Below are 18503 nucleotides of genomic sequence, written 5' to 3' on the forward strand. Positions count from 1 at the left end.
CGTGTCGGCGCTGCCGGCGCACGCCGATGTGGTGGTGCCTGGTGGTTCCAGGCCGGAGCCCCAGCGCCCGCCGGGGGCGATGCGACTGACCGAGGGGATGCCGGAGGTCACGGCCATATTCTCCGTTCCGCAGGAGGGAAGCGGCGCCGTTCCCGTTGCGGCGGCGCCCCCGGGCGTCCGGTTGCAGGCGAGTGCGTGGCTGGCGGTTCGGCCGGGCCGCGGGATCGGGGCGGCGCCGGGCGGGGGGCAGATCGGGGGCAGCCAGGCCGGGCTGCGGATCGTGCGGATGCTCGATAGCCGCCATCGGCTCGGCGCATTTGCCCGGCTCGCCGGGCCACTGGCTGGACGGGGCAGCGAAGCGACGCTCGGGCTGGAGTGGCAACCGCTTCGCGCGCCCGTCCGGCTGGTTGCCGAACGGCGCTTCGGGCTCGACGGCGTCCAGGGCGGTCCGGCGCTGGGGATGGTCGGCGGTGTCGATCATCGGCTCGCCGGTTTCCGGATCGAAGGCTATGGCCAGGCCGGCGCGGTGTGGCGCGACCGCCGCGAGCCGTATGCCGATGGTGCGTTGCGACTGACGCGGGCGGTGGGATCGCGCGGGCACCTGGGCGTCGGCATTTGGGGCGCCGCCCAGCGCGATGCGCAACGGCTCGACATCGGCCCCAGCTTTTCGCTGACGCTGCCGGTGCAAGGCCAGGCCCTGCGCGCGACGTTCGACTGGCGCCAGCGGGTGGTGGGGGATGCCCGGCCAGGATCGGGGCCGGCCTTCACCCTGGGTGCGGATTTCTGAAGCAGGGCGGAGGGCTTTCCTTCCGGTGCAACAGTTATTCCGCCTCGGCGCTTCACTGCGGCGCGTCTTTGGCGAGCCCGCGCGCATACCAGCCTTGCGACGCCTTCACGATCGCCACCACCGAAAGCATGACCGGCACTTCGACGAGCACGCCGACGACGGTTGCCAGTGCCGCACCCGATTTCAGCCCGAACAGCGAAATGGCGGCGGCCACGGCCAGCTCGAAGAAATTCGATGCGCCGATCAGGGCCGCAGGCGCCGCGACGCACCAGGCGACGCCGAAACGGCGCGAGAGCCAATAGGCCAGACCGGCGTTCAGATAGACCTGAAGGAGGATCGGCACTGCCAGCAGCGCGATGACCATGGGTTGCGCGACGATCGCATCGCCCTGAAAGCCGAACAGCAGAACCAGCATTGCCAGCAGCGCCACGAGCGACACCGGACCGAGGCGCTTCAGCAACCGATCCAGCGCGGCCTGCCCGCCCCCTGTCAGCACGAGACGCCGGACGAGCTGTGCCGCGATCACCGGCACGACGATGTACAGCAGTACCGAGATCAGCAGCGTGTTCCACGGCACCGTGACCGAGGCGACGCCCAGCAGCAGCCCGACCAGCGGCGCGAACAGAAACACCATCAGCACGTCGTTCAGCGCGACCTGCGAGAGCGTATAGGTCGGCTCGCCTTCGCACAGGTTCGACCACACGAACACCATGGCGGTGCAGGGGGCCGCCGCCAGCAGGATCAGACCGGCAATGTAGGATGGTCCTTCCCCTGCCGGCAGGAAGGGCGCGAACAGCCAGCCGATGAACAGCGAGCCGAGCGCCGCCATCGAGAAAGGCTTCACCGCCCAGTTGACGAACAGGGTGACGCCAACCCCTTTCCAGTGCTGGCGGACCGATCCAAGCGCGCCGAAGTCGATCTTGAGCAGCATGGGAATGATCATCAGCCAGATCAGCGCGGCGACGATCAGGTCGACGCGTGCGACCTCGACTGAGGCGATCGTCGCAAAGGCGCCGGGCAGCAGATGCCCGAGCCCGATGCCCGCGACGATGCAAAGCGCGACCCATAGAGTCAGATAGCGCTCGAACGTGCCGATACCCGGCCGCGCAGTGGTGGCTGTGTCCATGGTTTCAGCGCAGCCGTTCGCCGGCGGCATCCACCACCTGTTCGCCGTCTTCCTTGGCGAAGGCGCCGCGTTGGCGCGCGGGGAGCAGATCGAGCACGGCTTCCGAGGGGCGGCACAGCTTCACCCCCAGCGGCGAGACGACGAGCGGGCGGTTGATGAGGATCGGGTGCGCCATCATCGCGTCGAGCAGCGCATCGTCAGACAGCGCGGTATCGTCCAGCCCCCGCGCCGCATAGGGGGTGCCCTTCTCCCGCAACAGATCGCGCGGGGTGATGCCGGCGCGCTCGATCAGCTCGATCAGCATCGCGCGGGAGGGCGGGGTCTTCAGATATTCGACGATGTGCGGCTCGATGCCGGCATTGCGGATCATGGCGACCGCGTTGCGTGACGTGCCGCATTCGGGATTGTGATAGACAATGATGTCGACGGCCATGGCGGCGTCCTTTCAGCAACAAGGGGCGAGTTCGGCGACCAGTGGCGCACACAAGGCTGCGTTGCCGGCGCAGCAATCCTTGACGAGGAACAGCGTCAGCGCGCGCAAGCCCTCCAGATCGGCACGATAGACAATAGAGCGGCTTTGCCGTTCGGCGCGAACCAGGCCAGCGCGGGCAAGCACGCCCAGATGCGCGGACATCGTATTTTGCGGAACGGCGATCTGGCGCGCGATCTCACCCGCCGCCAGGCCGTCGGGTTCATGCCGTACCAGCAGGCGGAACGCCTCTAGCCGCGTTTCCTGGGCAAGCGCCGACAACGCGGCAATGGCGGAATGATTATCCATATATCCAGAATAACGGATATGTTGCAGGTGACGCAACCCCGTTTTGCCGGCGCGCGGCCCTTCCGGCGGGGGCCATCCCTTTTGCACCGCCGCGCAAAGACGGCTAGGGCTGGGCGCGCATGGATCTCTATCTTCCCATCGCGAACCTGTCGGTCAATGCGCTGGTGATCGTGGCGCTGGGGCTGGGCGTGGGCCTGCTTTCGGGCATGTTCGGGGTCGGCGGCGGGTTTCTGACGACGCCGCTCCTCATCTTCTACGGCATTCCGCCCACCGTTGCCGCCGCATCGGCCGCCAGCCAGGTGACCGGCGCGAGCGTGTCGGGCGTGTTCGCGCATCTGCGGCGGGGCGGGGTCGATCTGCAGATGGGGGCGGTGCTGGTCGCCGGCGGCGCACTGGGCAGCCTCGCGGGTGCCTGGCTGTTCACGCTGTTGCAGGCGAGCGGGCAGATCGATGTGGTGATCGGTATGCTCTACGTCATTCTGCTGGGGTCGATCGGCGGGCTGATGTTCCGCGAGTCGGTGGGCGCGATCCGGGTGAGCCGGGGCGCCGCCGCGCCCAAGCCGCTCAAGCGCCGCCACCATCCGCTGGTTGCCGCACTGCCGTTCCGCTGGCGCTTCTATACCTCGGGCCTCTACATCTCCCCGCTGGCGCCGCTGTTGCTGGGCTTTTTCACCGGCATCATGACGATGCTGCTGGGCGTCGGCGGCGGCTTCATTCTCGTGCCGGCGATGCTCTACATCCTGGGCATGGGTGCGCAGACCGTGGTGGGCACCTCGCTGTTCCAGACGCTGTTCACCACGGCGGTGGCGACGATGGTGCACGCGACCACCACCAAGGCGGTCGATATCGTTCTGGCCGCGCTGCTGCTGCTCGGCTCGGTGATCGGCGCGCAGCTCGGCGCGCGGTTCGCGGCGCGTGCCAAACCCGAATATCTGCGGCTGATCCTGGCGCTGATCGTGCTGGGGGTGGCAGTGCGAATGCTGCTGGGACTCGCCTGGCGGCCGGATGAAATCTATTCGGTGACGGCGGCGTGAAGTGGCTGCGGCTCCTGCTGGTGGGGCTGGCGCCGCTGCTGATGGGCCAGTCCAAGCCGGTGCTGGTGCCCGATGTGTCGCAACGCGACATCGAGATCGCCTATAGCTTCACCGGTGCCGAACTGCTGCTGTTCGGCGCAATTCTCTATCCTGGCGGCCGCAACCCCGACGCGGGCGAGCGGCCGGCTGACATCGTGGTGGTGGTGAAGGGCCCGACCGAATCGGTGGTGGTTCGCGAAAAGGAAAAGGTCGCCGGTATCTGGGTGAACGCCCAGCGGATGCGCTATCGCTCTGCGCCCAGCTTCTATGCCGTGGCGTCGTCGCGGCCGATCCGCCAGCTGGTCGACGAGCGGTGGCGGGCGATCTACGAACTGGGCGTCGACAGCCTGCAGCTTTCCCCGGCATCGGGCGCTGCGCCGGACGTGCAGGCGCGTTTCGACCACGGGCTGGTCGATCTGCGCAGGCGTACCGGGCTCTATTATGAAGCGCCGGGCGCCGTGGAGATCACCGACGGCGTGCTCTATCGCGCCCGGCTTACCATCCCCGCGCGCGTGCCGGTGGGGCGCTTCACGGCCGAGACCTTCCTGATCCGCGACGGGCGCGTGCTGGCAGCCGCCGTGCGGCCGATCGAGATCCGCAAGTCGGGATTCGAGCGGTTCGTCGCGATGGCGGCGGACCGGCACATGGTTGTGTACGGGCTGACTGCCGTTGCCCTTTCCCTGCTGTTCGGCTGGGGCGCGGGCGCATTGTGGCGCCGTTTCTGACGCCATTTTCCGCGCGCGAACCCAATTTTTACTTTCTGTGCGCATGTTTATTGCGCCGGGGGGCTTCGGGGGCAGACCAATGGAAGGGTTTGGCGGAGTGCAGGGGTTTGAAGGCGCGACGCCTGTTGCGGCGCGGGACGCAATTGCGCCGTTGATGCCGGTGGCGGCGAATCTGCAGGCGATTGGCGTGGTGATGGAAATCGCCGGCGCCTCGAGCCAACTGGTGTTCGACATCGCCGAGCTCGACGCCTTGGCCAGCAATCCGGATGTGGCGATCGCCAGTGCGGGCCAGGTCGGTGGCCTGGTGAAGATTCGCATGGGCACGCGCTGGCTGGTGGCCAGTGTCCGCGCCCTGCGGCTCGATGCCAAGGGCGACCGCATTATCGCTACCGTCGATTATATGGGCGAAGGCGATGAGGAGCGGCTGACGGGCAAGCTCTATCAATTCCGCCGCGGCGTCACCCGTTACCCCGTGCCGGGCGCCGATGTGTTTCCGGTCAACACCGCAGACCTCAAGCAGATCTATGCCGCGACCGAGCGCGCGCATATCGAGATCGGCACGGTGTATCCGACGCGCGACATTCGTGCTGCGCTCTATGTAGATGCGCTGCTCGGCAAGCATTTCGCGCTGCTGGGATCGACCGGTACCGGCAAATCGACGGCGACGGCGCTGATCCTGCACCGCATCTGCGAGCGGGCGCCCGAAGGCCATATCGTCATGATCGATCCGCATGGCGAATATGGCGCGGCGTTCAAGGACAACGGCGCGCTGTTCGACGTGTCGAACCTGCAAATGCCCTATTGGCTGATGAACTTCGAGGAACATTGCGAAGTCTTCGTGACCAGCGAGGGTTCGGACCGTCAGGTCGATGCCGATATTCTCGCCAAATGCGTGCTCCAGGCGCGGGGGAAGAACCGGCTGGGGCAGGAGATCGGCAAACTTACCGTCGATGCGCCGATCCCGTATCTGCTGTCCGATCTGACCGCCATCCTCCAGCTCGAAATGGGCAAGATGGACAAGGCGACCGACACGGCGCCGTATCTGCGGCTGAAGGGCAAGATCGACGAGATCCGCGGTGATCCGCGCTATGCCTTCATGTTCTCCGGCATGCTGGTCGCCGACACGATGGCGTCGTTCCTGTCGCGCGTGTTCCGCCTGCCGGGGAACGGCAAGCCGATCTCGATCATCGACGTGTCGGGCGTGCCCAGCGAAATCACTTCGGTAGTGGTCGCGGTGCTGAGCCGCATGGTATTCGACTATGCGATCTGGTCGCGCGGCGAAGCGCGGCGGCCGGTGCTGCTGGTGTGCGAGGAAGCGCACCGGTACGTGCCGAACGAGCGCAATGCCGATCGTTCCTCGGTCGGGCGCATCCTCAGCCGCATTGCCAAGGAAGGCCGCAAATATGGCGTGTCGCTGGGGCTCGTCACCCAGCGCCCATCGGATCTGGCCGAAGGCGTGCTGTCGCAGTGCGGCACGATCCTGTCGATGCGGCTTAACAACGATCGCGACCAGGCGTTCGTGAAGGCGGCGATGCCCGAAGGCGCGCGCGGCTTTCTCGATTCGATCCCGGCGCTGCGCAACCGTGAGTGTATTGCCGTGGGCGAGGGCGTTTCCACGCCGATCCGTCTGTCGTTCGATGCGCTGGACGAAGCGAAGCGGCCGGCGTCGGACGACCCGCTCTTCTCCGAACTGTGGCGCAATGTCGGCGGCGAGGAGCAGATACTGGAGCGGACGATCCGCCGCTGGCGGGCGCAGGGCAAATAATCGCCTGCCGGCCGCCGCTTCAGCGGCGGCGGCGCGCGCGATCAATCGTCGCTATCGTCTTCGCGCTGGGCGCCATGGCCCACCGGCACGGCGAGCAACTGGTTCAGCTTGGCCCGGAAGGCGCCGAGCGCGCTGCCGGTCAGCTGGTGCACCGTGCTGAACGAGACGGCACGGGGGTTGACCGCGACGCCGTTGCGGGTCGTCTCGAAATGGAGGTGCGGGCCGGTCGACAGGCCCGAATTGCCGCTGGCGGCGATCTGCTGGCCGCGCCGGACATATTGGCCGGGATGCACCAGGATGCGGCTGAGATGGGCATAGCCGGTGCCGAAGCCCTGGCCATGGTCGATGCGCACCAGATTGCCATAGCCCGACGAGCGCGCAGCGATGCGCACCACACCATCGGCGGCCGCGAATACCGGCGAGCCCCAGGGTGCGGCGATGTCGATGCCCTTGTGCATGCGGGTATAGCCGAGGATCGGATGCATCCGCATGCCGAATGCCGAGGAGAAGCGGCCATTGACCGGCATGGCCATCATGCCGCTGCGATTGCCCTTGCCGGAGGCGTCGAACCACTCGGTCTTGCCGTCGCTTTCCCACGGCACCAGCTTCACGCTGCTCGCGCAGCCGGTGATGCCGGCGTACATCAGCGAGCCATATTGCACTTCGCCGGTGGCGGCGCGGGCCTGACCGAGGATCAGGTCGAACTTGCAGCCCGAGCCGAGATGCGAGACCGGCACGCGGCTGGCGACGGTGCGCAGGAAGCTTTCGACGGCCTTGGCCGGCGCGCCGGCGGCACGCGCGGCGCGGTACAGGCTCGATCCCACCAGCCCCTGTACGCGCAGCGGCGTATGGTCGATGGCGATGGGGATTTCGCGTAGCGACAGCGTCCCGCCGCTGCGCACCACTTCCAGCCGCTTGTCGAAGGCGGCGCGGAAGGCGAGATGTTCGAGCGGGCGGGGCTGCGACTTGTCGGTGCGGCGGCCCAGCGTCATGTCGAGCAGCGTGTTGCGCTGGATGGCCGACGGCGCCATCGCCTGCGCCACCAGCGTGCGCACGGCGGCGGCGTCGGTCTTGCCGACGCCCGAGCGCTGCAGCACGCCGAGCAGCATGTCGCCCGAGGCGAGCTTGGCGGTGACGGGAATCATCGGCCGTTCGGGCGTGTCGGTCAGCGGCTCTACGGCCTTGGTGGCAGCGACGTGCACGCCGGTTGCGGAGCCTTGCGAAAGCGGGTGGATCGCCTGTGCCTGCGCGGCAATGCGGTCTGCGCCTGCCAGCGGCGCCGGCACTGCGCCGAGCACGGGGCGCTCAAAGCCCGGCGCGAGCAATATCGTCGCGCCGCACAGGCCAAGGCAGGTCGCGAGGCCCCGAAACCAGGTACGGCTGCCGATGTCGGCGCCCAGGTCCGGCACAAGATCGATTTCGGAAAGCCAGTGCTGCAGCGGGCCGAACGAGAGCTTCGGCGGGGGGGCGATCGCCAGTGCGCGCGACGCTACGGTACCGCCGCCGCCGGCCAGTCCCGAACCATGATCGTCGCGAAAGAACAAGGCGTACTGCCCCCAATCCCACACATCGGCGCCGCCAAATCCCCCGGGCGACGACGAATCAGTGTAAAATTGAGGGTTTAAAGTCAAATTAAGTACCCTGTGATGCGGGTGGCGCTGCGATAGCCCGTGCTGCGCGCGGGGCGAAAGGGCAGGCGCGCGCGAAACTGTCGTGGATTAACCATCCGCATGTGCAAAACGCAATTGGGGGGAGTTGCCTAAGGGCTCGTCCGGAACGATCTTGGGAGCACGATGAGCCAGTTCGCGCGTTCACCCGTCACGGCGGTGCTTGGGCCGACCAACACCGGCAAGACCCATCTGGCCGTCGAGCGGCTGTGCGGCCATGCCAGCGGCATGATCGGCTTTCCGCTGCGGCTGCTGGCGCGCGAAGTCTATGACCGTGTCGTCCGGATGAAGGGGCCGAACGAAGTCGCGCTGATCACCGGCGAGGAAAAGATACTGCCGCCCAAGGCGCGCTGGTTCTGCTGTACGGCGGAGAGCATGCCGCTGGAGCGCGAACTGGCGTTCGTCGCGCTCGACGAGGCGCAGCTCGGCGCCGATCCGGAGCGCGGCCATGTCTTTACCGACCGGCTGCTGCGCGCACGGGGCCGGGAAGAGACGATGATCCTGGGGTCGGACAGCCTGCGCCCGATGCTCAAGGCGCTGGTGCCCGAAGCGGAAGTGATCGGCCGGCCGCGTTTTTCGACGCTCAGCTATGCGGGCGCCAAGAAGCTCTCCCGCCTGCCGCGCCGTTCGGCGATCGTCGCCTTCTCGGCAGAGGAAGTCTATGCCGTGGCAGAGGCGCTGCGGCGGCTGCGCGGCGGGGCAGCGGTGGTGATGGGCGCGCTCAGCCCCCGCACCCGCAACGCCCAGGTGGCGATGTTCCAGGCCGGCGAAGTCGATTACCTCGTCGCCACCGACGCGATCGGCATGGGCCTCAACATGGATGTCCACCATGTCGCCTTTGCCTCGCTCTACAAGTTCGACGGGCGGCGCCAGCGCCGGCTGACGATTGCCGAAATGGCGCAGATCGCCGGCCGCGCCGGCCGCCACCAGAAAGACGGCAGCTTCGGTGCGCTGCACGAGGAAGGCCCCGATGCCTTCACGCCCGAGGAAGTGCTGGCGATCGAGGGGCATCAGGTGCCGCGTCTCGACCATCTCTATTGGCGCGAGGGCGAGCCCGATTTTTCGAGCATCGACGCGCTGGTCGACAGTCTGGAGGCCAAGCCGCAGTCCGACGTGCTGCGCGCCGCGCCGCAGGCGATCGACCTTGCCGTGCTCAAGCGGCTGGCCGAAGAGGATTGGGTGCGCGCCCGGGTGCGCCATCCGCGCATGGTCGCGCGGCTATGGGCGGCGTGCGGCCTGCCGGATTTTCGCAAGCTGGGCGTCGATCCCCATGCCCGGTTCGTCGGGCGGGTCTTCGGCCACCTGTCCGAAGGGCGCGGCCATGTGCCGCACCAATGGTTCGCCGACGAAATCCAGCGGCTCGACAATATGGGGGGCGATGTCGAGACGCTGGCCGGGCGCATCGCCGCCGCGCGGAGCTGGGCCTATATCGCGCACCGCGCCGACTGGCTGGAAGACCCGGCGCACTGGGCCGAACGTACCCGCGCGATCGAGGAGCGGCTGTCCGATGCGCTCCATGCCAGCCTGACCCAGCGCTTCGTCGACAAGCGCACCACCGTGCTGCTGCGCCAGATCGGCAGCGATGCCAGCGCGCTGCCGGTGACGATCGGGCCGGAGGGCGAAGTGATGGTCGAGGAACATCCGCTCGGCCGCCTCGAAGGCTTCCGCTTCAGCGTCGCGCCCGAAGCGCGGGCGGGTGACAAAAGGATGCTGCTCGCCGCTGCCGAAAAGCGGTTGGCGGGCGAATATCGCCGCCGCGGTGCGGCGCTCGCCGAGGCGCCCGATGCGGAACTGGCGCAGGAAGGCGCGATGCTGTTGTGGCGCGGCCATGGCATCGCGCTGCTCAAGCCCGGTGCGAACATGGTGCGGCCGCGCGTCCAGCTCGATCGCGCGCTCGACGTGCTCGATCCGCAGGCGAAGGCGGCGGTGCAGGCGCGGCTCGAGCGCTGGTTTGCCGATCGCGTGCGCGCCGATCTGCCGGTTCTCGCCAGGCTCGATGCGATCACGCGCGAGGCCGAAGCGGGCGCGCCGCTGCGGGCGCTGGCGAATGCGCTGCTGGAGGCGGGCGGCATGCTGCCGCGCCGCGCGGCGGGCGCCATGGTGGAGGCGCTCGACGCCACGGCGCGCAAGCGGCTGCGCACCATCGGCATGACGATCGGCACGCTCGATATTTTTGCGCCCTCGCTGCTCAAGGCGAAAGCGGCGGCGCGGCGACGCGCGCTGATGGGGCTGGGCGACGGCCCATCGCCCAGCGCAGTCGTGCTGCCGCGCGACGCGGCCGGTGCCGATCTGATCCATGGCTTCCGCCCGTTCGGCGCGCAGGCGGTGCGGGTCGATCTGGTCGAGCGGATTGCGCGGGCGGCCCACGACTCGCGGCAGGGGCGCAAACCCTTCGCACCCGATCCCGCGCTCGCCACCTCGATCGGCATCACGCCGGACACGCTGGCGCGGCTGATGGCGCAGCTCGGCTTCCGCACCGCGCGCGGCGAAGGCGACGCGCCGCAACGCTGGATCTGGCAGGGGCTCACGCCGCTCGCCAAGCCCAGGCCGGCGGCGGTGCCCGGCAACGCCTTTGCCGCGCTGGCAGTGCTGCGCAATGGCTGAGGTGGCGATGCGGCTCGACCGCTTTCTCTGGCATGCGCGGATCGCCAAGACGCGCAGCGCCGCGCAGGCGATCTGCGAACAGGGGCGGCTCCGGCTCGACGGGCGGCGGATCGAGCGATCGGCGGCGCCGGTACGGGTGGGGTCGGTGCTCGCCTTCCCGCTATACGGCAAGGTGCGCGTGCTCCGCGTTATTGCCTTGCCCGTGCGGCGGGGGCCGCCGGCAGAGGCGCGCGGCTGTTATGAGGATCTGATCACCGATAATGCCGCAGAAGCTGCCACAGCTGATTGACGTGCGCGGCAGCGGCGCATAGCAGGGCCGGCATTTCTTCGATCGCAACCAAGGACCGTTTCTCCCATGACCTATGTCGTCACCGACGCCTGCATCCGGTGTAAGTACATGGATTGTGTCGAGGTGTGCCCGGTCGACTGCTTCTATGAAGGCGAGAACATGCTCGTCATCAATCCGAACGAATGCATCGATTGCGGCGTCTGCGAGCCGGAATGCCCGGCGGAGGCGATTCTGCCCGATACCGAGAACGGCCTGGAAAAGTGGCTGGAGCTCAATCGCGTCTATTCGGAGCAGTGGCCGAACATCACCCAGAAGGGCGAAGCGCCGGCCGATGCGGATGCGATGAAGAACGAGACCGACAAGTTCGACAAATATTTCTCTGCCAACCCGGGCAAGGGCGATTGATCGCGCCGGCGATTCGCATCGCCGGCCGCCGACAAGACCAATATGGGACAATCCTGCGCCGTTGTGCAGTTTTCTGCGCAGCGATGGTGACGTTTGGCTGGTAATTTTATTACGAGCGTGTTAAATAGCCGGTGACGAAGGCAAAGACTCGCCTTCGCCCGGAGACGCTAGCGTATGCCCCGAGTCCCGCTTGTTCGACGCGCCACGCGCGGCCGGACCTGCACCGCAATCGATCGGGGTCGGTAATTCACGAAAGGTTCCTCGCACATGGCTGCCAAGGCGCTGTCCTTCGATGTCGGCGATTATGTCGTTTACCCCAAGCACGGCGTGGGCCGTGTGATCGAGCTGCAAAAGCAGGAAATTGCTGGGATGCAGCTCGAACTCTACGTCCTGCGTTTCGAAAAAGAAAAAATGACCCTGCGCGTACCGACCAACAAGGCCGAGAGCGTGGGCATGCGCAAGCTTTCCAGCGACAAGACGCTCAAGGAAGCGCTTGATACGCTGAAGGGCAAGCCGAAGGTAAAGCGCACCATGTGGTCGCGCCGCGCCCAGGAATATGAAGCGAAGATCAATTCGGGCGACCTGGTTTCGATCGCCGAAGTGGTCCGCGACCTGTTCCGCGCCGACGACCAGCCCGAGCAGAGCTATTCCGAACGGCAGATCTTCGAAGGCGCGGCCAGCCGCCTCGCCCGCGAACTCGCCGCGATGGAAGAAATCGACGAGCCGGCGGCGCTGGAAAAGATCCTGGACATCCTGCGCAAGGCCGCAGCGATCCATAACAAGGACAAGGTTCCCGCCTGAGGCGCGAACCCGAAGGGTCGGAGCAAAAGGGGGCGAGGCCATGGTGCCGCGCCCCCTTTTCGTTGGGCATTCGATCGTGTATTAGGATAGCAATACACAAGGATGAGGAGGATCGGAATGCGCCTGTTGCTCACCGCCGCTTTGTTGCCGCTGGCCACGGGTTGCCACGCGAGCTGGGAAGGCGGCAAGGCCGCGCCCGCCAGCGGCGGCGGCGCCAATCGCAATTACGCCGCCACCGGCTTCACGCAGGTCGAATTGCGCGGTCCCGACAATGTCGATGTCAGTCTCGGCAACAGCTTCTCCGTCCGGGCTGAGGGCGATCCCAAGGCGCTCGACCTGCTCGACATCCGGGTCGAGGGCGACAAGCTGAAGATCGGCCGCAAGCAGCATAGCGGCTGGTTCCATTCGGATCGCGGTGTGACGGTGCACGTCATCCTGCCGCGCCTGACCGCCGCCGCCGTCGCCGGATCGGGCACGCTCGACGTGGCGCGTGCCGAGGGGGATTTCGATGCCGCCGTCGCGGGTTCGGGCGATCTGAACATCGCTGCGGTGCAGGCGCACAAGCTGTCGCTCAGCATCGCCGGTTCGGGCGACCTCAGCGCGGTGGGTACGGCCGACCAGCTCGATGCCTCGATCGCCGGCTCGGGCGATATCAAGGCCGCGCGCCTTTCCGCTGCCGCTGCCGACGTGTCGATTGCGGGCTCGGGCGATGTCACCGCGGCGGTGCACGGCAAGGCATCGGTGTCGATCGTCGGCTCGGGCGGCGCAGTGCTGACCGGCGGCGCGCAATGCTCGGTCAGCAAGATGGGCTCGGGCAGTGCAAAGTGTTCGTGAGGTGATGCGCGCTGGCTTGGGACGAGGGCGGGGTGGCATAAAGCTTCCCTAATCCTCCCCCCTGGCGGGGGAGGATTGGGAAACGCCACCGTCGCTACGCAGCCAGCGGAAAGCGCAGCAGCTTGTGTTCGGTTGCCACCAGCGCCTCGGCGCCCGGGCCTACGGCGCGGACGATTTCCGGGTGTCCGGCGTCCAGCCCGCCGGTGAGCGCGCCGAAGGCGGGCAGGATCAGCTTGGTCGCCGTCGCCACGAAGCAGCGGCGGGCGACATGGCGGCCGCGTACCGTCAGGCGCAGCTTGGGGTGGAAATGGCCGGACAGTTCGGGCCGCGGCTCGCCCGCCTGGGCTTCGTGGCGCAGCACCAGCCCGTCGACCACCGCCTCTTGGTGGACGGTCCCGCCGCAATGATCGACCAGCACTGCGTCATGATTGCCGGTGATCCAGTGCCAGTCGAGCCGTGCGGTGAGGCCCAGCAGCAGCGCGCGCGCCGGGTCCGGCAGGCGCGCGCAGCCCTCGCCGTCGTGGAAGCTGTCGCCCAGGCACCAGAGCTCGGCGGGGTCGAGCCGATCGACCAGCGCGCCCAGCGCCTGCAGCGTCGCGAGTGAATCATAAGGGGGCAGCATCTGGCCGGCTTTCGCGAACCAGCTCGCTTTCTCGAAATGCAGGTCGGCGACCAGCAGCGCGCGCCGCGTCGGCCAGTAGAGCGCGCCTTCGGGCAGCGCGCGCAAATCCTGGCCGGCGAACGAAAGGGGAACCATGGCGCGGCTATCCCGCGTCCGCGCGATGGCGTCAATGCCCCTCAGGCGGCGGTTTCGCCGAGCGCCCCCAGGATGCGCACCCAGGAGCGGATGCCCTTGTGGAAGCTCTTCAGCTCATATTTCTCGTTCGGCGAATGGATATTGTCGTCGGGCAGGGCGAAGCCGACCATCACGCTGTCCATCCCCAGGATCGACCGGATCGAATTGACCACCGGGATCGACCCGCCGCAGCCAAGCAGCGCGGACTTGCCCCATTCGGCATCCAGCGCTGCGCGCGTCGCGGCGAGCGGGCCGCTGTCGCTGGAAAGCGTGACGGCGGCATTGCCGGGGCCGCGCGTGAGGAACTCGGCCGAGCAATCGGCAGGCAGGCGGCTGCGGACATGCGCCTCGAACGCTGCCCAGACCTTGTCCGGATCCTGCGTGCCGACCAGCCGGAAGCTGACCTTGGCATGGGCTTCGGCAGGAATCACGGTCTTGAACCCCTCGCCGATATAGCCGCCCCAGATGCCGTTGATTTCGGCCGTCGGGCGCGACCAGCTCTGTTCGAGCACGTCATGGCCCTTTTCGCCGGCGGGCACGCTGAGGCCCACTTCGCCGAGGAAGGTATCGGCATCGAAGCCCAGCGCGTCCCAGCTCGCCCGCACCACCGGGTCGACTTCCGGCACGCCATCATAGAAGCCGTCGAGCGTCACCCGGCCATCGGCATCCTTCATCTCGCCCAGGATGCTGCACAGCAGCTGGATCGGGTTGCGCGCCGGGCCGCCATACAGGCCCGAATGCAGGTCGCGCGAGGGCCCGCGTACCGTCACCTGGCCGGCGGTCATCCCGCGCAGGCCGATGGTGATGCCGGGCGTGTCATGGTCCCACATCAGCGTGTCGCACAGCATGGCGAAATCGGCCTTCAGCTCTTCGGCATGGGCGTGGAGGAACGGCTCGAGGCTGGTCGAACCCGATTCCTCTTCGCCTTCGAGCAGCAGGGTGACGCGGCAGGGCAGGGCCCCGGTCGCATCCTTCCAGGCGCGGCACGCCTCGATGAAGGTGCGCAGCTGGCCCTTGTCGTCCGACGCGCCGCGCCCGACGACGGTGCGCGTGCCATCGGCGCGGGTGTCGATCCACGGCTCGAACGGGTCGCGCGTCCACAGCGCGAGCGGATCGACCGGCTGCACGTCATAATGGCCATAGAAGAGGATGTGTGGGCCGGCGCCGTCATGATGCGCCACCACCATCGGATGCCCCGGCGTGTCGGCCACCCGCGCGTCGAAACCGAGTTCGCCGAGTTCGGTCGCCAGCAGTTCGGCGGCGCGGCGGCAGTCGCCGGCATAGGCGGGATCTGTGGAGATCGACGGCACGCGCATCAGCGCGAACAGACGGTCGAGGCTGGCGTCGAGCTGGCTGTCGGCGCAGGCGAGAACGGGGTTCGAGTCGAGCATGGCCGGGGGCTACGCCTGCCACCTGCACGGGGCAAGCCTTGGCTGCCGCTTGTCGCCGAACTGTCATCCGGGCAGCGTAGCCCCGCTGCTGCGGGGGCGCGGGTCGGGAAGGAACAACAATGCTACGAATGCTCGCAGGGCTCGCGGCCGGGGCGCTGGCGGCGGCCAGCCCGGCCGAGGCGCAGATCGTGCTGCTCGCACAGGGTACGCTGGCTGGCAGCAGTGCCGGCACGGGCGTCGATCTTTCCGGGCTCGACTATCGACTGGAAAACGGGCTGCCTGCCAATATGCTCGGCGGAACCGGCTCCGCGCTCGCCTGGGCGGGCGGCAACCACTTCCTCGCCGCGCCGGATCGCGGACCCAATGCCACCGATTATAACGCCGCGGTCGACGATACGGTGTCGTTCGTATCGCGCTTCGATACGCTCGACATGGTGCTGACACCCGCCGCACCGGGTGCTGCGCTGCCCTTCACGCTCAAGCCGGTGCTGACCGCGACGACACTGCTGTGGAGCCCGGCGCCGCTGGCCTATGGCGACGGCACGGGGCTCGGTACCCGGAGCGATGGCAAGCCGCTGGGCGGCGGTGCCCCGGGGATCAACACGTCCACACGCCATTCTTTCACCGGCCGTTCCGACAATTTCGGCGCGGGCAGTTCGGCCAATCCTGCCGACGCCCGGCTCGATCCGGAAGGGCTGCGCGTGGCGCGTGATGGCCGCAGCGTGTTCGTGTCGGACGAATACGGCCCCTATCTGCGCCAGTTCGACCGTGCCACCGGCGCACTGGTCAAGACCTTCGCACTGCCTGCCAATCTGGCGATTGCCAAACCGTCGCCGCACGGCAAGGCAGAGATTGCGGACAATCCGTCGGGCCGCGTCGCCAACAAGGGGATGGAAGGGCTGGCGATCACGCCCGACGGCAAGACGCTGGTCGGCATGCTGCAAGGCCCGCTGGCGCAGGACAAGGCCGTTCCCGAAAGTGCGCGGATGCTGCGGATCGTCACCGTCGACATCGCGAGCGGCGCGGCGCACGAATATGGCTATCCGCTCACCGCCGGATCGGGCGTCAGCGAAATCGTGGCGGTCAACGACCATCAGTTTCTGGTCGACGAGCGCGACAATAAGGGGCTGGGCGAGGGCAGCGCTGCGAAGGTGAAGCAGCTGTTCCTGATCGACATTGCCGGGGCTGCCGACATCACCGCGCTGTCCGGCAAGGCGGCTGCCGCGAAGATGCTGGCCAAGCCGGCCGCGCCGTTCCTCGATCTGGTGGCGCTGCTGACCAAGGCGGGGATTGCCGCCACCGACATTCCCGCCAAGATCGAAGGGCTCAGCTTCGGGCCGGATGTCGCCTGTCGCGGGCAGATGCTCCACACGCTCTACATCGCCAACGATAATGACTTCGTGCCCGATCGCACCGGCCCCAGCCGCTTCTATGTGATCGGCTTTACCGATCGAGACCTGTCCGGCTTCGTCCCCCAGCACTTCGCCCTATCGGACGACAAAAAATAGGCACCCCGCAGCAAGGCGGCGCGGACGAAACGCGCCGCCCCTTCGGGTCAGTGCCGCGCCGGCCGGTCGATGCAATATTGCTCGCAAATGGCGTGGGCGACGTATCCGGCAGCGGTCGCGAAGGCGAGGCCCTGATGGTCGGGCTGGCCGTCCTCGGGGCGGACACCCTCGCTCATGATGCCCCCGTCCCATGCGCTTTCGGTCAGGATTTTCAGCGCCAGCGCGCGCCCTGCCTTCAGCCGCAGATGGTCTGCCACCGCCCAGGAGGTGGTGAAGGGCAGGCGATAGCTGCCGGGCAGGCCATAACGCTGGCCGGCAAAGCTGTAGCGATAGTTCGGCCCGTGCAGCCAGGCATAGGTGCGCTGGAACAGCGGATCGTCTTCGCTGAGGAAGCCGATATAGGGCAGCTTCATCAGCGATCCCGGCGGCACGTCCATGAAGTCGCCGCTGCTGCCGTCGACGGTGGCGGCAAGGATCGGGCCGTCGGCGCCGGGCGCACCGGCCTGCACGCCGTACCGCAGGATCGCGGCCTTGAGATGCGCGGCTTCGTCGCGGAAGGCCCGGGCGCGCGCCGGCTGGCCCTCGCGCGTGGCGATGGCGGCGAGGGTCTGCAGCGTCTGCCAGGTCAGCACATTGTCGGAAATCGAGAAGGGCTTGCGGATATATTCATCCTGCGCGTCCTGGAAGGTCGCATAGAGCCCGGTCTTCGCGTCGCGCTGTTCGGCGAGGCGTGCGGCGATCGATGCCAGCGCGGCGCGATGTCGTTCGAGCATCGCCCGGTCCTGCGTCGCGTCGAGATACTGGCCGAGCGCGATCACCGGGGCGATCAGTTCGTCCAGCTCGAACCCCTCTTCGAGGACGATGCCGTCGATGAAACGGCTGTGCACGCCGGCGTTGCGCGCCTGCATGCCCAAGGCATAGTCGAGCGCAGCGGCGGCGCGGGCCGGGTCGCTATCGAGCAGCGCCGGGAAGCTCCACAGCATCGCATCGCGGTCCCAATAGGCGGCCGAGACATAATAGCGGTTGGAGCGCGAGGTCATGCCGACGAAGTCTTCGGTGTCGATCGCGCGGCCCCAGGCGAAATAGGTGGTGAACAGCAGGTTGCGGTTCATCACCAGATCAAGGTCGGCGCGGCCGGTGGTGCGCGTGCGGCGATGCGCATCGTCGGCGGCGCGGTCGATCACGCCGTCCATGCCATAGCGGTCGATCGCTTTTTCGAGCACGCGCATCGCATAGGCGGCCGAATATTCCTCCAGCCCCGCGCCGATCAGGAAATGCATGTCGAGCGCGGCACCTGGCGCCAGCGTCTGCGGATGCACGGCGCGCAGGCCGGGATCGCCTTCCGTCCGCACCGTCGCCTGTGAACCGACATAGGAAAAGCCCCAGGCGAAATGGCTGTCGTCGGTGCCATAGTGGAAAATCGCCATGTCGGTGTCGATCGGCGTCGGCGTGTACCAGCGGCGGCCGCTGAGCGGCACCGGCGAATAGGTGACACGGTGGGTCTCACCCCAGCGCACGTCCATGCACGGCGCCACGCGAACCGGCTGGCCGCGCCGGTTATCGACTTGAAAGCGGATCACCGCGGCGCGGGCATCGGGCGGCGCGACATAGGTAAGTCGCACGCGGAGGCCGTCCGCCTCCATGGTGGCTGTGGGAATCCAATAGTCGCGCAAACTCCATTGCAACTGCGAAAGCGGCCGCGCGACACCATCGATTTCGATGCACGGCGTCATCAATGGTTTGCCTTCTGCGCCAGCAATTTCAATCAGTCCGCGATATCGCAGCGAAATCATGTTGAGATCTCGCAGTGCACCATCGCGGGCCTGGATGGACGGGAGCGCGATCCAGTCGTTTCCGGTCGGAATGACGTCGCTTTCACTCAATTTGAGAGAGACGGTTCGCGCTGCTTCCGGCCGGGTTGCGGCCAGGGCGACCGGGCACGTCGCTGTGACCA

At 67.5% G+C, this 18503-nt stretch carries 17 protein-coding genes; 10 read left to right on the forward strand and 7 right to left on the reverse strand.

The window, feature by feature from the left end:
* The first annotated feature begins 1 nt into the window (after window position 1).
* The gene (locus tag ACT53K_RS10280) at window positions 2-787 is read left to right on the forward strand and encodes a hypothetical protein (RefSeq protein ID WP_476228530.1); all 786 of its coding nucleotides are present in this window, start codon (window positions 2-4) and stop codon (window positions 785-787) included.
* Between the two features lie 52 nt (window positions 788-839).
* On the opposite strand, the gene arsB is transcribed toward ACT53K_RS10280, so the two are convergent.
* Genes arsB through ACT53K_RS10295 form a run of 3 tightly spaced genes read right to left on the reverse strand, consistent with a single transcriptional unit; the run spans window position 840 to window position 2691 of the window.
* Window positions 840-1913, reverse strand: coding sequence for an ACR3 family arsenite efflux transporter (arsB, locus tag ACT53K_RS10285; protein ID WP_476228531.1), 1074 nt, complete (start codon window positions 1911-1913; stop codon window positions 840-842).
* A 4-nt stretch (window positions 1914-1917) separates the two neighbouring features.
* Window positions 1918-2346, reverse strand: a complete 429-nt coding sequence (arsC, locus tag ACT53K_RS10290; RefSeq protein ID WP_476228532.1) for an arsenate reductase (glutaredoxin) — start codon at window positions 2344-2346, stop codon at window positions 1918-1920.
* Window positions 2347-2358: 12 nt separating this feature from the next.
* Entirely contained in the window at window positions 2359-2691 is a 333-nt protein-coding gene (locus tag ACT53K_RS10295; RefSeq protein WP_476228533.1) for an ArsR/SmtB family transcription factor, read from the reverse strand.
* 119 nt (window positions 2692-2810) lie between these two features.
* On the opposite strand from ACT53K_RS10295, the gene ACT53K_RS10300 reads away from it, so the two are divergent.
* The 3 genes from ACT53K_RS10300 (at window position 2811) to ACT53K_RS10310 (ending at window position 6254) form a co-directional block, all read left to right on the forward strand.
* Window positions 2811-3725 carry a sulfite exporter TauE/SafE family protein gene (locus ACT53K_RS10300; RefSeq protein ID WP_476228534.1) on the forward strand — a complete coding sequence of 305 codons (915 nt, stop codon included), beginning with the start codon at window positions 2811-2813 and terminating at the stop codon, window positions 3723-3725.
* Window positions 3726-3766: 41 nt separating this feature from the next.
* The gene (locus ACT53K_RS10305) at window positions 3767-4489 is read left to right on the forward strand and encodes a TIGR02186 family protein (RefSeq protein WP_476228744.1); all 723 of its coding nucleotides are present in this window, start codon (window positions 3767-3769) and stop codon (window positions 4487-4489) included.
* Between the two features lie 79 nt (window positions 4490-4568).
* A complete protein-coding gene (locus ACT53K_RS10310) occupies window positions 4569-6254 on the forward strand; it encodes an ATP-binding protein (RefSeq protein WP_476228535.1) in 1686 nt (561 codons plus the stop codon).
* A gap of 41 nt (window positions 6255-6295) precedes the next feature.
* Here the strand turns inward: ACT53K_RS10310 and ACT53K_RS10315 are convergent, their stop codons facing one another.
* Entirely contained in the window at window positions 6296-7798 is a 1503-nt protein-coding gene (locus ACT53K_RS10315; RefSeq protein ID WP_476228536.1) for a M23 family metallopeptidase, read from the reverse strand.
* 249 nt (window positions 7799-8047) lie between these two features.
* Here ACT53K_RS10315 and ACT53K_RS10320 point away from each other — a divergent pair, with 249 nt between their 5' ends.
* From ACT53K_RS10320 to ACT53K_RS10340, 5 genes are all read left to right on the forward strand, one after another.
* Window positions 8048-10525: a helicase-related protein gene (locus ACT53K_RS10320; RefSeq protein ID WP_476228537.1), complete on the forward strand. Its 2478-nt coding sequence runs from the start codon at window positions 8048-8050 to the stop codon at window positions 10523-10525.
* Window positions 10518-10814 (forward strand): RNA-binding S4 domain-containing protein, encoded by a 297-nt coding sequence (locus ACT53K_RS10325; RefSeq protein WP_476228538.1) that lies wholly within the window; start codon window positions 10518-10520, stop codon window positions 10812-10814. The genes ACT53K_RS10320 and ACT53K_RS10325 overlap by 8 nt, the downstream gene beginning before the upstream one ends.
* Window positions 10815-10880: 66 nt before the next feature.
* On the forward strand, window positions 10881-11219 hold the full coding sequence (gene fdxA / locus ACT53K_RS10330; protein ID WP_476228539.1) for a ferredoxin FdxA: 339 nt from the start codon (window positions 10881-10883) through the stop codon (window positions 11217-11219).
* 267 nt (window positions 11220-11486) lie between these two features.
* Window positions 11487-12020, forward strand: coding sequence for a CarD family transcriptional regulator (locus tag ACT53K_RS10335; RefSeq protein ID WP_010545041.1), 534 nt, complete (start codon window positions 11487-11489; stop codon window positions 12018-12020).
* 117 nt (window positions 12021-12137) lie between these two features.
* Window positions 12138-12854 carry a head GIN domain-containing protein gene (locus tag ACT53K_RS10340; protein WP_476228540.1) on the forward strand — a complete coding sequence of 239 codons (717 nt, stop codon included), beginning with the start codon at window positions 12138-12140 and terminating at the stop codon, window positions 12852-12854.
* A 94-nt stretch (window positions 12855-12948) separates the two neighbouring features.
* Here the strand turns inward: ACT53K_RS10340 and pdeM are convergent, their stop codons facing one another.
* Complete coding sequence (gene pdeM / locus ACT53K_RS10345; protein WP_476228541.1) at window positions 12949-13611, reverse strand: ligase-associated DNA damage response endonuclease PdeM; 663 nt, start codon at window positions 13609-13611, stop codon at window positions 12949-12951.
* Between the two features lie 41 nt (window positions 13612-13652).
* Window positions 13653-15041: a M20/M25/M40 family metallo-hydrolase gene (locus tag ACT53K_RS10350; protein ID WP_476228542.1), complete on the reverse strand. Its 1389-nt coding sequence runs from the start codon at window positions 15039-15041 to the stop codon at window positions 13653-13655.
* A gap of 119 nt (window positions 15042-15160) precedes the next feature.
* Between ACT53K_RS10350 and ACT53K_RS10355 the strand changes: the two genes are divergently transcribed.
* Window positions 15161-16549, forward strand: a complete 1389-nt coding sequence (locus ACT53K_RS10355) for an esterase-like activity of phytase family protein (RefSeq protein WP_476228543.1) — start codon at window positions 15161-15163, stop codon at window positions 16547-16549.
* 47 nt (window positions 16550-16596) lie between these two features.
* Here the strand turns inward: ACT53K_RS10355 and ACT53K_RS10360 are convergent, their stop codons facing one another.
* Entirely contained in the window at window positions 16597-18282 is a 1686-nt protein-coding gene (locus ACT53K_RS10360; protein ID WP_476228544.1) for a glycoside hydrolase family 125 protein, read from the reverse strand.
* Window positions 18283-18503: the final 221 nt, after the last annotated feature.

Source organism: Sphingomonas sp. DMC8 (assembly GCF_056314185.1).